General features: G+C 69.1%; 11 protein-coding genes. 5 read left to right on the top strand and 6 right to left on the bottom strand.

The window, feature by feature from the left end:
- The first annotated feature begins 45 nt into the window (after positions 1 to 45).
- Positions 46 to 411, top strand: a complete 366-nt coding sequence (locus AC3A4E_RS02785; RefSeq protein WP_487630048.1) for an acyl-CoA thioesterase — start codon at positions 46 to 48, stop codon at positions 409 to 411.
- A gap of 120 nt (positions 412 to 531) precedes the next feature.
- Here the strand turns inward: AC3A4E_RS02785 and AC3A4E_RS02780 are convergent, their stop codons facing one another.
- The 3 genes from AC3A4E_RS02780 to AC3A4E_RS02770 form a co-directional block, all read right to left on the bottom strand.
- Complete coding sequence (locus AC3A4E_RS02780) at positions 532 to 1,563, bottom strand: Kelch repeat-containing protein (protein WP_487630047.1); 1,032 nt, start codon at positions 1,561 to 1,563, stop codon at positions 532 to 534.
- 595 nt (positions 1,564 to 2,158) lie between these two features.
- Positions 2,159 to 2,869, bottom strand: coding sequence for a thioredoxin-like domain-containing protein (locus AC3A4E_RS02775; protein WP_487630046.1), 711 nt, complete (start codon positions 2,867 to 2,869; stop codon positions 2,159 to 2,161).
- Positions 2,850 to 5,030 (bottom strand): TonB-dependent receptor plug domain-containing protein, encoded by a 2,181-nt coding sequence (locus AC3A4E_RS02770; protein ID WP_487630045.1) that lies wholly within the window; start codon positions 5,028 to 5,030, stop codon positions 2,850 to 2,852. Before AC3A4E_RS02770 ends, AC3A4E_RS02775 begins: the two co-directional genes overlap by 20 nt.
- 154 nt (positions 5,031 to 5,184) lie before the next feature.
- Here AC3A4E_RS02770 and mntR point away from each other — a divergent pair, with 154 nt between their 5' ends.
- Entirely contained in the window at positions 5,185 to 5,652 is a 468-nt protein-coding gene (gene mntR / locus AC3A4E_RS02765; RefSeq protein ID WP_487630044.1) for a manganese-binding transcriptional regulator MntR, read from the top strand.
- 53 nt (positions 5,653 to 5,705) lie between these two features.
- Here the strand turns inward: mntR and AC3A4E_RS02760 are convergent, their stop codons facing one another.
- From AC3A4E_RS02760 to baeS, 3 genes are all read right to left on the bottom strand, one after another.
- Positions 5,706 to 6,497, bottom strand: a complete 792-nt coding sequence (locus AC3A4E_RS02760; RefSeq protein ID WP_487630043.1) for a MipA/OmpV family protein — start codon at positions 6,495 to 6,497, stop codon at positions 5,706 to 5,708.
- 92 nt (positions 6,498 to 6,589) lie between these two features.
- Positions 6,590 to 7,276: a response regulator gene (locus tag AC3A4E_RS02755; protein ID WP_487631999.1), complete on the bottom strand. Its 687-nt coding sequence runs from the start codon at positions 7,274 to 7,276 to the stop codon at positions 6,590 to 6,592.
- Entirely contained in the window at positions 7,276 to 8,655 is a 1,380-nt protein-coding gene (gene baeS, locus AC3A4E_RS02750) for a sensor histidine kinase efflux regulator BaeS (RefSeq protein ID WP_487631998.1), read from the bottom strand. The genes AC3A4E_RS02755 and baeS overlap by 1 nt, the downstream gene beginning before the upstream one ends.
- Before the next feature lie 213 nt (positions 8,656 to 8,868).
- Between baeS and AC3A4E_RS02745 the strand changes: the two genes are divergently transcribed.
- The 3 genes from AC3A4E_RS02745 to AC3A4E_RS02735 are packed head-to-tail and all read left to right on the top strand — an operon-like array spanning position 8,869 to position 14,668.
- Positions 8,869 to 10,053: an efflux RND transporter periplasmic adaptor subunit gene (locus AC3A4E_RS02745; protein ID WP_487631997.1), complete on the top strand. Its 1,185-nt coding sequence runs from the start codon at positions 8,869 to 8,871 to the stop codon at positions 10,051 to 10,053.
- An 8-nt stretch (positions 10,054 to 10,061) separates the two neighbouring features.
- On the top strand, positions 10,062 to 13,220 hold the full coding sequence (locus AC3A4E_RS02740; protein WP_487630042.1) for an efflux RND transporter permease subunit: 3,159 nt from the start codon (positions 10,062 to 10,064) through the stop codon (positions 13,218 to 13,220).
- Positions 13,217 to 14,668: an efflux transporter outer membrane subunit gene (locus AC3A4E_RS02735; RefSeq protein ID WP_487630041.1), complete on the top strand. Its 1,452-nt coding sequence runs from the start codon at positions 13,217 to 13,219 to the stop codon at positions 14,666 to 14,668. Before AC3A4E_RS02740 ends, AC3A4E_RS02735 begins: the two co-directional genes overlap by 4 nt.
- The last annotated feature ends 14 nt before the right edge of the window (positions 14,669 to 14,682 follow it).

Genomic DNA, 14,682 nt, shown 5'->3' with positions numbered 1-14,682 from the left:
ACCATCCACACCCCCGACACCGACCCGCCGAAGACCGAAGCCCGCATGCTGGAGATCGTCTTTCCCGACCACACCAACCACCTGGGCACGCTGTTCGGCGGTACCGCATTGGCGTGGATGGACAAGGCCGCGTTCATCGCCGCGTCGCGGTATGCACGCCGCACCGTGGTCACCGCGCGCTCCGAGCAGGTCGACTTCAAGCTTCCGATCCGCCAGGGCCAGCTGGTCGAGACGATCGCGCGCGTGGTCGAGGTCGGCCGGACGTCCATGCAGGTGGATGTGGAACTCATCGCCGAAGACCTGCTCAGCGGCGATCGCGAACTGTGCACGCGCGGGCGCTTCGTGATGATCGCGCTCGACGCACGCGGCCGTCCGGCGCAGATTTCGCCGCTGCCGGGCGGCGCGGCATGAACGAGCTGTCGATCCTGCAGTGGCTCGCGCTGGGGCTGTTCATCGGCATCGTCTGCGGCGCCGCTCTGAAGTTCTTCAACCGCAAGCGCTGAATCACGCGCGCCTGCAGTGCCGGCCGGCTCAGCCGGTCGGCGTGAACACTTCGACGATGTCCGAGGTCGATGTGTTCGCGGTTTCCACGCCGCCGCCGATCGCGTAGATCGATCCATCCAATGCGACTGCTGCAAGCCCGTGTCGCGGCGTGCGCATGTCCGGCAACGCGGTCCAGGTATCGCGCAGCGGGTCGTAGCGCCAGACGTTCGCGATGACGCCTTCGGCACCTTCGACATCGAGCGCCTCGCCGCCGAACACGTAGAGCTGGCCGCCGAGCGCGACGCCGGCCAGGCCGCCTGCCGCTTCGGGCATCGGCTGCAGCGCGTCCCAGCGATCGGCGACGAAGTCGTAGCGCAGCAGATCGGCGAGGTTGCCGCCGTCCATCGTGCGGCCGCCGGCGACATAGCCGACGCCATCGATGACCGCGCCGGTGGCGCTGTTGCGTGGGCCCGGCAATGGCGCGGCGGTCGACCAGCGGTCGCGGTCGGTGTCGTAGACCTGGTGCAGATCGACATCGCGATAGTCGCCCCAGAGCGCGGCATCGGCCTTGGTCGGCAGACGGCCGCCGATGATGTGCACGCGGCCTTCGTGGACCAGGGCAACGCCTTCGGTCTGCAGCTGCGGCATCGGCGTGGCGCGTTGCCAGGCCCCGTCCTGTTCGACGAACACATCGGCGCGCGGCGACCAGTGGCCGGCCTCGACGTGCGTGGCGCCACCGAATGCATACAGGCGCGTGCCGACGGTCGCGACCATGGGATGGTGCCGCGGCTCGGGCAGCGAAGGACCGGCTTCCCAGCGATCGGCAACCGGGTCGTAGAGCCCGACCGCATCGATCGCCAGCGCGCGTTCGCCCGGCCGCACCATGCCGCCGACGATCACCGCACGACCGCCGCGCGCGGCGCCGTAGACCTCCTGCACCACCCACGGGACGGAGGCGCGTGCGCGCCACGCGCCGGCGTCAGGCGCTGCCGCTATGGCAACAGGCGATGCGCCGCGCGCGAATGCGGGCAGCAGGGACAGGGCGGCGGTGGCACCGAGGAAGTGGCGGCGGCTCGTCATCGGATCGATCTCCGGTCAGGACGGCGACTGCACTTGGAGTGCGCACGGGCGTGCGCGGGCTGCGGGCATCGGTCGCGAGGCAGCGCCGGTCGATGCGGCTCGACCGTAACATGGTGCGCCGCAGCAGAACGTGCAGTGCCTGCGCCCGCGGGCGGGTTGCCGCTGCTGAAATCGTTGCGTACGTACGTCACCCGCGTCCGACAGAGATGCGCCCTGCCCGTGTTGTGACGCGGCGCCAGGCCTCTGCATTCGACCGCTCTATAGCGCTCTGCGGCCATTCCGACTCCCGGGCTGCAGCCTCGCCATCGCCAAAGGCAAGCGACGGACGTGCTGACGCTCGTGGGCGATGCGACCGGCATTCGATCTCTAAACGGGATGCCTGGAACGGACCTCCGGATGTACGACGCATGGCGTCTGCACGCGCCGCACGTCGCTGCCGTCCGTTTCGGCGGCGTCTGCAATCACGCGCGCCATCTTGCCGCATACACGGCTGTCGGCAATGTGATTCGGCACGACGTCTTCGACGACATCGACGCGCGCACATGTGGAGGCGGTCACACAGAGGCGCGTGGAGGTGCGCCGACCGCCCGTGGCGTCAGAAACCTGCAGTCACGGTTGTGGACGGCAACGACGCTTCGTTGCCGACGCTGCCTGCATCACGCACAGCATCCGCGCCTGCCGATGCCGGCAACGACGGTTCCGGCCCTCTGTGCGTCTGCGCAGGCGCGACCTGTTCGCTCCATTGCTGCAGCACCGCCTGCAGCCCCGTACGCTGTCGGCCGCGCCAGGCGCTTGCCAGCACGCGCCCGTCGCGATCGACCAGCACCAGGTTGGGCGGCGCGATGCCGCCGAGCGCACGGATCGCGGGCAGCGCGCGCAGTCGGCGATGGTCGATGGCCGGCCATGGCATCGCCTGCAGGCGCATGTACCGGCGCATGTCCGATTCGCGCGCATCGAGGCTGACGTAGACGACCTCGGTATCGGCGCCGGCGGCGCGCAGCGTGTCGCGGACCTCGCGCAGTGTGGGCACGAAGGCATGGCAGGGCGCGCACCAGTCGGCGCCGAAGTACAGCGCGACGATCTCCGGTTCGTGCGTCCAGCGATCGGGCACGAAGCGTGCGCCTTCGGGACGGACCAGCGCATCGGAGATGGCCGGGCGCAGGGATGGATCGGGCGCTGCGTGTTCGCCCGCCAGCGCAGACGCCGGCAACAGCGTCAGCGCTGCCAGCAGGCAGGCATGCCAGACCGGGCGCGGACGCGACTGCCGGGCACACGCGTGATGCCGCTCAGAAGTTGAAGCGCGCACTGGCATAGACCGAACGCGCGAAGCGCGGACCGTAGACGTAATCGCTGTCGCGACCGGCGCCGGTTTCCAGATCCTGCTGGCGCTGGTCGAACAGGTTGCGCACGCCGAAAGCGAGATCCCAATGGTGATCGCCCCGCCCCAGATGCCAGGTGGTGCCAGCATCGACCACCCAGAACGTCGGCGTGCGCCGGAGGCTGGCGGCGTTGTGGCGGAGCGCCCACATCGCGCCGGTGTACTTCACGCCGACGTAGGCATCGAGCAGCGGCGACGGCGACCACGCCAGCTGCGCCTGTCCGCTCCAGCGTGGCGTCTTGAGGTAGTCGCGGAGGGCGATGACGGTATCGCCGCCGTCCTCGACGTCGTCGTACACGGTCTGCGCCGTATCGAAGCGCGAGCGGTACCAGGCGACGCCGGTGGTCAGCCGCAGGGCATCGCTGGCCTGCCAGCCGAGATTGGTTTCGAACCCGGCGACCTGCGCGCCGTCAGCATTCTCGCGCAGCTGGAACAGGCCGTCGGCGTCCTCGCGCAGTTCGCTGAGCACGAAGCTGTCGCGCAGCGTGGTCAGCGAGGCGGTCGCGTCCCAGATCAGGCGACCGTCACCCGGTCGCCAGTCAAGGCCCAGCATGGTCGTGGTGGCGCGCTCCTCGACCAGGCCGTCGGCGTTGCGGATACGGATGGGTGCGGCGCCCAGCGTGTCCACGTGCAGGTCCTCGCTGAAGACCTCGGGCGCGCGGAAGCCGGTGGAGACACCGGCGCGGAATTTCCACGCATCGCTGGCCTGCCAGGCCAGTGCAGCACGCGGCGAAACGATGGCATCGCGCAATGCGGAGTGCTTGTCCACGCGCGCGCCGAGCACGAGATCGACCGCCTCGCCGACCGCCCATTCGTCCTGCACGAACACGCCGAGATTGCTGAAACGCTCGCGCGCGCCGCGCAGCAGCGTCTCGCCGGCCGCATTGCGCTGGTCGTCGCGCACCGATTCGCGCGTGTACTGCAGCCCGAACGCCCACGCATGTGCGCCGCGGCGCAGGTTGAACTGGCTGTCGAGGTAGTGCAGCGGATTTTCGGTATAGCCGTACTGGTCGAACGATGTTGCGGAAGCGCTGCCGGGCACGTCGGGATCGAGTTCGGCCGGATCGAAGGCGGGATCCGACGGATCGGTGACGACCTCGCCCAGACCGCCGTAGAAGCTCGCGCGGCGGATGAAGGCGAACGCATAGCCCAGCGTGAAATCCGCATCCGTGCCCAGCCGCTGGTCCCAGTACAGGCCGCCGCGGTGATAGTCGGTGTCCAGCGACTCGGCGATGTTGGCCAGCCACTCGGGCTGGTCGAGGCGGTTGCCGCCGCGGCGCGTCTCGTGGGTGAACAGATAGTTCGCGCGCAGCGTGGTCGTGTCGTCGGGCGCGTACCAGCCCTGCGCACCGGCGACGCGCTGGTCCTTGTCGACGATCTCGCTGTAGCCGTCGCCGTTGAAGTCGATGGCGTCGCTGGTCGACCACTGCCCGACCACCGACAGCCCGGCGCGGCCATCGTCCGAGACCCGGTCGCCGCGCCCATCGACACTCCACGCCGGCGTGCCGCGCTGCACCTCGGTCCCGGCCTGCACGAAGCCGCCGTTGCGCACGGGCTGCTGCGGAATCAGGTTCACCACGCCAGCCACCGCGCCGGGCCCGTACAGCGACGAGCCGCCGCCCTTGACCACTTCGACACGGTCGATGAGCGCGGCCGGGATCTGCTCCAGCCCGTAGACCCCGCCGAGCGTGGACAGCAGCGGTGCCCCGTCGAACAGCAGCTGGTTGTACGCGCCGCCCAGACCGAGCAGCTGCACTTCGGAGGTGTTGCAGGTCTGGCAGTTGCTTTCCACGCGCAGACCGGTGATCAGCTCGGCGACACGCGAGAAGTCCGTCGCCGCACGCAGGGCGATGTCCTCGCGACGCAGCACTTCGGTGCGGATGGGCACATCCGACAGCAGGCGTTCGCTGCGTGTGGCGGTACTCACCACCTGCACGCGGTCCAGTTCGACCGCCTTGCGTTCCACCGCACCGGCGGCACCCACCGACACGGCGAACGACAGGGCCGCGAGTGCCGGACCCCGCCGATGCAGGCGGGGACGCAATGGCGCGGCAGTGCCGGGCGGGAGGGGACGACGGCGAGTCGACATGGCGGGCCTCGGTACGGAAGGCCACCTAGTATAGCTATTGCTATATTGTGTGCATAACGCTCTATAGATGAGTAGATGCTGCAATTCCGGCGTGCGTTCCGCTGCAATTGGCGACAATGGGCGTCATCGAACGCAAGGCCGGAACCGGCGCCGCATGGCCAGAGTCTTTCCCGACAAACCGAAACCCGGCCAGCCCGCGCCCCTGCTGGAAGCCGGCGTGCAGGTCGAGAGCTTCCGCCAGGTGCGTGAGGCGCGCCGGGCCGAGCTGGTGGAGGACTATGTCGAGCTGATCTCCGACCTCATCGCCGATGGTGGCGAAGCACGCCAGGTCGACATCGCCGAGCGCCTCGGCGTGGCCCAGCCGACCGTCGCCCGCATGCTGCAGCGTCTGGTGCGCGACGGCCTGGTGCTGCAGAAGCCCTACCGCGGCGCGTTCCTGACCGACGCCGGCGAAACCCTCGCCCGCGCCAGCCGCGCGCGCCACCAGACCGTCGAAGCCTTCCTGGTTGCGCTCGGCGTGCCGCCCGACATCGCCCGCCGCGATGCCGAGGGCATCGAACACCACGTCAGTCCCGAAACGCTGGCGGTCTTCGAGGCGTTCGTCGGCAAGTCGCAGGGCTGAGGCGCCGGCCCGCGCGCCCTCGGCACGGCGCCATTGCCGGCGACGCATCCGCATCAGAAGCGGTAGCTGACGCCTCCGAACAATGAGGGAATGCCATCGGCATCGCGTTCCAGCAGCGGGCTGTCCGACAGTTCGTCGGGCAGCACGCGGTAGCTGACGCCACCGATGAAGCTCCAGCGCTCGCCGAGCGGACGCGTCGCAGCGACGCTGATCGACGGCACGACCGCCGAGCCGGGCGTGTAGCGCGGAACGCCGCGGGCGACTTCGGAATCCAGCGTGCCGAAGTAGTAGCCGGTCAGGTCTTCCGACATCCAGCGCACGCCGGCACTGGGCAGGATGGTCCACGCGCCGGAGCGCAGCATGTAGGTGTACTCGACGCCGAATTCGTGACCGCCGCTGGTATCGGTGACATCGGCCAGTGCATGCACGCGCACGCGACCGAAGCTGCCCGACCACGAGGCGCCGATGCCCGCATCGAGCCCGTGGTCGCGATCGTCGAGCAGACGCGCATCGAGGCCGTTGCCGGCGAGGCCGGATGCACTGAGATCATCGATGTCGAAACCATCGAGACGCGCGGACACGAGCCCGTCGAGCTGGAACGCGCCGGTGTCGACCAGATGGATGCCGCCGGCGATGCCACGCAGGAACAGGCGCTCGCCCTCGTAGGAGAACGTCGGGAACGGCAGCACGCGTGCGCCTTCGCCGACATAGGGACTGTCGGCCGCGGCGATGGCGACGCCGAGCGACCAGCCGGGCGGCTGCGCGGGCGGTCCGGTACGCGCGTCGCGCGCCTGCGCGAAGGCGAGACCCGGAACGAGGGCGAGCAGTACAAGTGCGGATTTCATCGGGTGATTCCATGTGGGAAGAATGGAGTCGGCGTGCTGCTTACGGATCTGCCACGCCTGCACCTTCGCAGATGGGCGTGACGTCCATGCGCTCACACCGGCGGGAGTTCGAAGCGGTAGCCGACGCCGTAGACCGAACGCACCCAGTCCTCGCCACCCACGTCGCCGAGCTTGCGGCGCAGGTTCTTGACGTGGCTGTCGACGGTGCGGTCGGTGACGATGCGGTGGTCGGCGTACAGACGGTCCATCAGTTGCTCGCGCGAGTACACGCGCCCGGGCGATGCGGCCAGCGTGCGCAGCAGGCGGAACTCGACCTGGGTGAGATCCAGCGCGCGGCCGTCGACGGTGGCGCGGCACGCGGCCTCGTCGATCTGCAGGCCCGACACCGGTCCATCGCCCGGCACCTGACGGTGGCGTCTCAGCACTGCGTGCACGCGCGCGATCACTTCGCGCGGACTGAAGGGTTTGCAGATGTAATCGTCGGCGCCGATTTCCAGCCCCAGCAGCCGGTCGATCTCCTCGGCGCGCGCGGTGACCATGATCACCGGCACGGCGCTGACCGCGCGCAGATCACGACAGATCGTCATGCCGTCACGGTTGGGCAGCATCACGTCGAGCAGCACCAGATCCGGCGACTGTGCATGGACGGCATCGAGTGCCTGTGCGCCGTCGGCGATCCAGTGATGGGTGTAGCCGGCGGCGTGCAGATACTCGCCCAGCACGGCGGCCAGTCGCGGTTCGTCTTCGACGATCAGCACATGGCCGTTTGGGCGTTCCATCACTCGGCCAGCGCCGGCAGCGTCAGCACGATCCGCAGGCCACCGAGCGGCGATGCATCCGCATCGATCGTGCCCGCGTGGGCCTCGACGATGTTGCGGCAGATCGCCAGACCCAGACCGCTGCCGCCGCTGGCGCGGTTGCGCGAGGCGTCCACGCGGTAGAAGCGCTCGAACAGGCGTGCGCGCTTGTCGGCGTCGACACCGGGTGCACTGTCTTCGATGACGATGCGCAGCACGTCGTCGACGCGCGTGCATGCGACCACCACTTCGCCGCCGGCATCGGTGTAGCGCAACGCGTTCTCGAGCAGGTTCGCCAGCAACTGCTGCAGCCGGCGTTCGTCACCGTTGATCGTCAGCGGGCCCGATGCGCGCTGCGTGCGCAGCGTCAGCCCGGCCGCTTCGAAGCGTGCACGCATTGCGTCGAGCGCGGTGTCGAGCACCACGGCCAGATCGATCGGCGCACGCCGGTAGGCCAGCGCGCCGACATCGGTCAGCGACAGGTCGTGCAGGTCCTGGATCAGCTGACCGAGCTGACCGACCTGCTGGTGCAATGCGGCCAGCGATGCGGGCGTCAGCGGCCGGATGCCGTCCTGCAGCGCTTCGAGTTCGGCGCGCAGCACCGCCAGTGGCGTGCGCAGTTCGTGCGAGATGTCGGCCATGAAACCGCGGCGCGCGCGCTCGTTGTGTTCCAGCGCATGCGCGAGCTGGTTGAAATCGCGCGCGAGCTGGCCGAGTTCGTCGGACGCGCCGGGATCGATGCGCGTCGCGTAATCGCCGGCGGCCAGGCGATGCGTCGCGCCGGCGATCCCCCGCAGGCGCCGCAGCAGCGTGCGCGACAGCAGCCAGCCCAGTAGCGCGGCGACCAGCACCGAGGCGACGCCGATCAGCCACCAGGCGCGCAGTTGTGCGGCGAAGAAGCGCGACTCGGCGCTGCTCAGCACCTGCTCGAACGACAGCATCGCCATCCAGCCGACAGTCTCGCCATCGACGACGATCGGCTGCTGCACATCCGCGCGGCCGGCGGCAGGATTGCCGATGACCACGCTGTAGTCGCGGTCCAGCAACGCGAAGCGGAACACGCCGCCGGTCTGGTCGGACACGGCGGGCACATCCGCGGGCCGACCGGGCACATGACCGGTCTGCAGCAGCGTGACCCAGGCATCGCGGTTCTCGCGGATCAGATCCCAGTTGCCGGTGCGCGCATAGGCAGCCGTGATGCGCGGCTCGAGTTCGGCCATTCGGATCGCATCCTGCTCGGCCAGATAGTTGACGAAGGTCGTGCGCAGGAAGAGCTGGCCCGCCACGCCGTTGACCACCACCACCACCGCGCAGGCGGCGAGGATCGCGAGGAACAGCTTGGCGGTGAGGCCGGGGCGGATCATCGGATGACGGGGTCTGCGTGCAGGTGATTCGACGGGACGCCCATTAGCCGTGTGGCCCGCGGCAAACGCAAGGGTGCGCGGGCAATCTCCAAATTTGCTGCACATTCGCGCCGCAGGATGCCGAGCTTCCGATACACCGTGAGCCTGTGCATGTCCCCCGCCGCCTGCCGTTCCCTGTCGTCTCCGTCGTACCGCCTGCCCCTCGCCGGCATGCTCGCGCTGCTCGTCGCCGCCTGCTCCTCCGAGGCGCCGCAGGCACCGCCGCCGCCTGAGGTCGGCGTGCACACGGTCGCGGCGGAGCGGATGTCGGTGGACCAGACGCTGTCGGGCCGCACGGTCGCGCACATGACCTCGGACGTGCGTCCGCAGGTCGGCGGCATCCTGCGCACGCGGCTGTTCACCGAGGGCCAGACGGTCGAGGCCGGTCAGGTGCTGTACGAGATCGATCCGGCGACCTACCAGGCCGCATTCGATGCGGCGCGCGGCGATCTGGCCCAGGCGGAAGCCACGGTGCAGTCGGCGCGGCCCAAGGCCGAACGGTTCGAGGCACTGGTGGCGCTGGATGCGATCAGCCGGCAGGAAGGCGATGATGCGACGGCGATGCTGCGCCAAGGCGAGGCCGCGGTGCTGGCCGCGCGCGCCGCACTGCAGACCGCGCGCATCAATCTCGACTACACCCGCATCACCGCGCCGATCAGCGGACGCATCGGCACGTCGAGCTACACGCCCGGCGCGCTGGTCAGCGCCGGCCAGGCGGACGTGCTGGCGACGATCCAGCAGCTCGATCCGATCTATGTCGACCTCACCCAGTCCAGCGCGCAGCTGCTGCAGCTGCGGCGCCGCCTCGATGCCGGCCAACTGCAGGCAGTCGACGGCAAGGCCGAGGTGCGCGTGGTGCTGGAGGACGGCAGCACGCATCCGCAGACCGGCACGCTCGAAGTCGTCGATGCCCGCGTCGACGAAGCCACCGGCGCGGTGCGCCTGCGTGCGGTCGTGCCCAATCCCGACCAGGTGCTGCTGCCCGGCATGTACGTGCGCGCGGTGCTGGCAATGGCCGTCGACGAACAGGCGATCCTGGTGCCGCAGCAGGCGGTCACGCGCAACGCCAAGGGCGAGGCGCAGGCGCTGGTGGTGGATGCCGAAGGCAAGGTCGAGCAGCGTGCGCTGCGCACCGGTGACGCGGTCGGCGACCGCTGGGTGGTCCACGACGGTCTGGCGGTCGGCGATCGCGTGATCGTCGAAGGCGGCGCGCGCGTGCGGCCGGGCATGGACGTGCGCACCGCCGATGTCGCGAGCGGCGCTGCGGCTGCGCCAACGCCGGATGCGCCGACGCCCGCTACGCCATCGCCGGATGCCGCCGACGCGGCGCCGGGCGCTGACGCCGCGGCCGGCTGAGGCACGTCATGGCACGCTTCTTCATCGACCGGCCCATCTTCGCGTGGGTGATCTCGATCGTGATCACGCTCGCGGGCATGCTCGCCATCACCACGCTGCCGCTGGAGCAGTACCCCGACATCGCACCGCCATCGATCACCGTCAGCGCGAACTACACCGGCGCCTCGGCTGAGACCGTGCAGAACTCGGTCACCCAGATCCTCGAGCAGCAGATGACCGGGCTCGACAACCTGCTGTACATGGCGTCGAGCAGCAGCTCGGCCGGCAGTGCGTCGGTGACGCTGACCTTCGATTCGGGCACCGATCCCGACACCGCGCAGGTGCAGGTGCAGAACCGCGTCGCGCAGGCCGAGCCGATGCTGCCCGATGTCGTCACCGCCAACGGCGTGACCGTCAACAAATCGGCCAGCGGCAGCATGTTCATGGTGCTGGCCTTTACCTCGAACGACGGCAGCATGGATGCCACCGACATCAGCGATTACATGGTGTCGAACCTGCAGGACCCGATCAGCCGCATCAGCGGCATCGGCGGCGCCAACGTGTTCGGCGCGCAGTACGCGATGCGCATCTGGCTGGACCCGGAGAAGATGCGCCACTACGCGATGATGCCGTCCGACATCGCCGCGGCTATCTCGACGCAGAACGCCGACGTGTCGTCCGGTGCACTCGGCGCACTGCCGGCAATCGAGGGCCAGCAGCTCAACGCCACCGTGACCTCGCGCAGCAAGCTGCGCACGGTCGAGGAATTCGGCGCGATCACGCTGCGCTCCGACGTCAGCGGCGCGACCGTGTACCTGCGTGATGTCGCGCGGGTCGAACTCGGCGCCGAGTCCTATGCATCGACCGCGCAGTTCAACGGGCGGCCGGCCTCCGGCATGGGACTGGAACTCGCCACCGGCGCGAATGCGCTCGCGGTCGCGGAAGCGGTCGCTGCCGAACTCGAAGCGCTGGCGCCGTATTTTCCGGCGGGGCTGGAGTTCCAGATCGCGTACGACACCACGCCGTTCGTGCAGATCTCGATCAAGGAAGTGGTCAAGACCCTGCTCGAGGCGATCGTGCTGGTCGTGCTGGTGATGTACCTGTTCCTGCAGAACTGGCGCGCGACGCTGATTCCGGTGATCGCGGTGCCGGTGGTGCTGATGGGCACCTTCGGCGTGCTCGCGGTGATGGGCTACTCGATCAACACGCTGACGATGTTCGCGATGGTGCTGGCGATCGGCCTGCTGGTCGACGATGCGATCGTCGTCGTGGAGAACGTCGAGCGCGTGATGTCCGAAGAAGGCCTGAGCCCGCGCGAGGCGACGCACAAGTCGATGGGCCAGATCACCGGCGCGCTGATCGGCATCACCACGGTGCTGACCGCGGTGTTCCTGCCGATGGCGTTCTTCGGCGGCGCGACCGGCGAGATCTACCGCCAGTTCTCGATCACCATCGCCTCGGCGATGATCCTGTCGCTGCTGGTCGCGCTGACCCTGAGCCCCGCGCTGTGCGCGAGCCTGCTCAAGCCGATCGAACAGGGCGGCCATCCCTCGCACAAGGGCGTGCTCGGCCGCTTCTTTGCCTGGTTCAACACCAAGTTCGACCGCGGCGCGGATGCCTACGGGCGTGGCGTCGGAAAGCTCACCGCGCGCCGCGGCCCGGGCGTCATCGTCTACGTACTGCTGATCGGCGTGATGGGCCTGCTGTTCTGGCGCCTGCCCGGCTCTTTCCTGCCGCAGGAAGACCAGGGCATGTTGATGGTGATGATCAATGCGCCGTCGGGGGCCACCCAGCAGCGCACGCAGCTGGCGATCGACGCGGCGACGCAGTTCATCGTCGACCAGCCCGAAGTCGACGGCGTGATGACCATCGCCGGTTTCAGCTTCGCCGGCAGCAGCCAGAACTCGGCGATGGGCTTCATCCGGCTCAAGGACTGGGGCGAGCGTGACGCGACGGCTGACGAAGTCGCCAACCGCATCACCGGCGCGATGATGGGCTCGCTGCGCGATGCACAGGTGATCGCGATCTCGCCGCCGCCGATCAGCGGCCTGGGCACCGGTTCCGGTTTCACCCTGCAGTTGCAGGACGTCGGCGGCAACGGTCACCAGGCCCTCGCCGAAGCCCGCGATCGACTGCTTGAGATCGCCAACAGCGATGGCCGCATCACCAGCGTGCGCTACAACGGCCTCGAGGACGCGCCGAACTATCGCGTGGAGATCGATGACGACCGGGCCGGTGCACTGGGCCTGTCGGCGGGCGACATCAACAGCACGTTGGCCACGGTGATGGGCGGCAGCTACGTCAACGACTTCCTCAACAACAACCGGGTCAAGCGCGTCTACGTGCAGGGCGAGGCCTACGCCCGCATGCTGCCCGAGGACATCAACCGCTGGTTCGTGCGCAATGCCGACGGCGGCATGGTGCCGTTCTCGGCGTTCTCCAGCGCGCAGTGGGCGTTCGCGCCGCAGGTGCTCGACCGGTTCAACGGGGTCGAGGCAATGGAGATCACCGGCAACGCCGCGCCGGGCACCAGTTCGGGCGATGCGATGGCGGCGATCGCCGAGCTCGTCGATGGCCTCGAAGGCGAAGTCGGTTATGCGTGGTCGGACCTGTCCTACCAGGAGCAGGCGGCCGGCAGCCAGACCTGGATGCTGTACGCGCTGTCGCTGGTGTTCGTGTTCCTGTGTCTGGCGGCGCTGTACGAAAGCTGGTCGATCCCGATGTCGGTGATGCTGGCGGTGCCGGTCGGCATCGTCGGTGCACTCGCGGCGACGTGGATGCGCGGGTTGTCGAACGACATCTACTTCCAGGTCGGCATGCTCGCGGTCATGGGGCTGACGGCGAAGAACGGCATCCTGATCGTCGAGTTCGCCAAGGAGCTGGAAGACAAGGGCCAGTCGCTGATCGACGCGACGCTGCAGGCCGCACGCATGCGTCTGCGCCCAATCCTGATGACCTCGCTGGCCTTCATGCTCGGCGTGTTCCCGATGGTGATCAGCAGCGGCGCCGGCTCCGGCGGCCGCCATTCGCTGGGCACCGGCGTGCTTGGCGGCACCCTGGTGTCGACGCTGCTGGGCATCTTCTTCGTGCCGCTGTTCTACGTGATCATGCGCAGCCTGTTTCCCGGTCGCGACAAAGCCAAAGCCGCGGCGCCCGATGCCCTGCCTGCCGACGAGGTGATCCGATGATCCGTCCTGCCCTGCCGCGGCTGGCGCTGGCAATCGCCTGCGCGGCGAGCCTCGCCGGCTGCGCGAGCCTCGCGCCGCGCTACGAATCCCCGGCCGCACCGGTGCCGGCGACATTCGGCGATGCAGCCATCGACCCGGCCGAGGCACCGGTCGTCGCCGGCCTCGCGTGGGAGGACGTGTTCCTCGATCCGCGCCTGCAGCAGGTCGTCGCGCGGGCACTGGCCGAGAACCGCGATCTGCGCGTGGCGATGCTCAACATCGAGCAGGCACGTGCGCAGTACCGCATCCGCCGCGCCGACCTGCTGCCGAGCGTCGGCGTCACCGCCAGCGAAACGCGGGCGCGCAGCAGCGCCGCAGTGAGTCCTGTCGGGGCTGCCGGCGTGGGCCGCAGTGCATCGGTCGAGGTGGGTTTCAGCGCGTGGGAGCTGGATCTGTTCGGCCGCATCCGCAGCCTCGAAGACCAGGCGCTGGCAACGTACCTGTCGACCGAGCAGGCGCAGCGCGATACGCGCCTGAGTCTGGTGTCCGAAGTCGCCGCGACCTGGCTGACCGTGTCGGCCGACCAGCAACGTCTCGCCCTCGCGCAGCAGACGCTGGAGAGCCAGCGCGAAACCCTGCGCCTGACCACGCACCTGCGCGATCAGGGCGTCGCCTCGGGCCTCGATCTCGCCCAGGTGCAGACCAGCGTGGAGCGCGCACGCGTCGATGTGGCCGGCTTCACGACACAGCTCGCGCAATCGCGCAACGCGCTGGCGCTGGTCGTCGGCGCGCCGGTCGAGGACGCGCTGCTGCCGGGCACCACTGCGCTGGATGCCGGCATCGCACTGGCGCTATTGCCGGGCGCCGTCGATTCACGCGTGTTGCTGCAGCGGCCCGACGTGCGCGCCGCCGAGTTCACGTTGCAGGCGGCCAACGCCAGCATCGGCGCTGCGCGTGCGGCCTTCTTTCCGTCCATCTCGCTCACGGCCTCGACCGGCCGCGGCAGCGACCAGCTGTCGAACCTGTTCGACGGCGGCAACCGCACCTGGTCGTTCATGCCGACGATCCGCCTGCCGATCTTCAACGCCGGCGCGCTGCGCGCCGAACTCGACGTCGCCACACTGCAGAAGGACATCGACATTGCCGGCTACGAGCACGCGATCCAGACCGCGTTCGCCGAAGTCGCCGATACCCTTGCTGCCCGCGAGCAGCTCGACGAACAGCTCGACGCCCAGCGTGCGCTGGTGGATGCCAGCGAGCGCAGCTACACCCTGGCCGACGCGCGCTATCGCAACGGAGTCGACAGCTATCTCGACGCGCTCGACGCGCAGCGCACGCTGTACGCGGCGCGGCAGGAACTGATCGCGTTGCGCCTGACCGAGGCCAGCAACCGGGTCACGCTGTACAAGGTCTTCGGCGGCGGCGCGGATGCGCGGGCCGAAGACGTGGCGACAGCACCGATGCGCTGAGTGCGGGACCGCTC

The organism is Luteimonas sp. Soil_N_1, assembly GCF_057656255.1.
The sequence above is the reverse complement of the archived record's forward strand: the minus strand, read 5'-3'. Positions and strand labels throughout refer to the sequence as shown.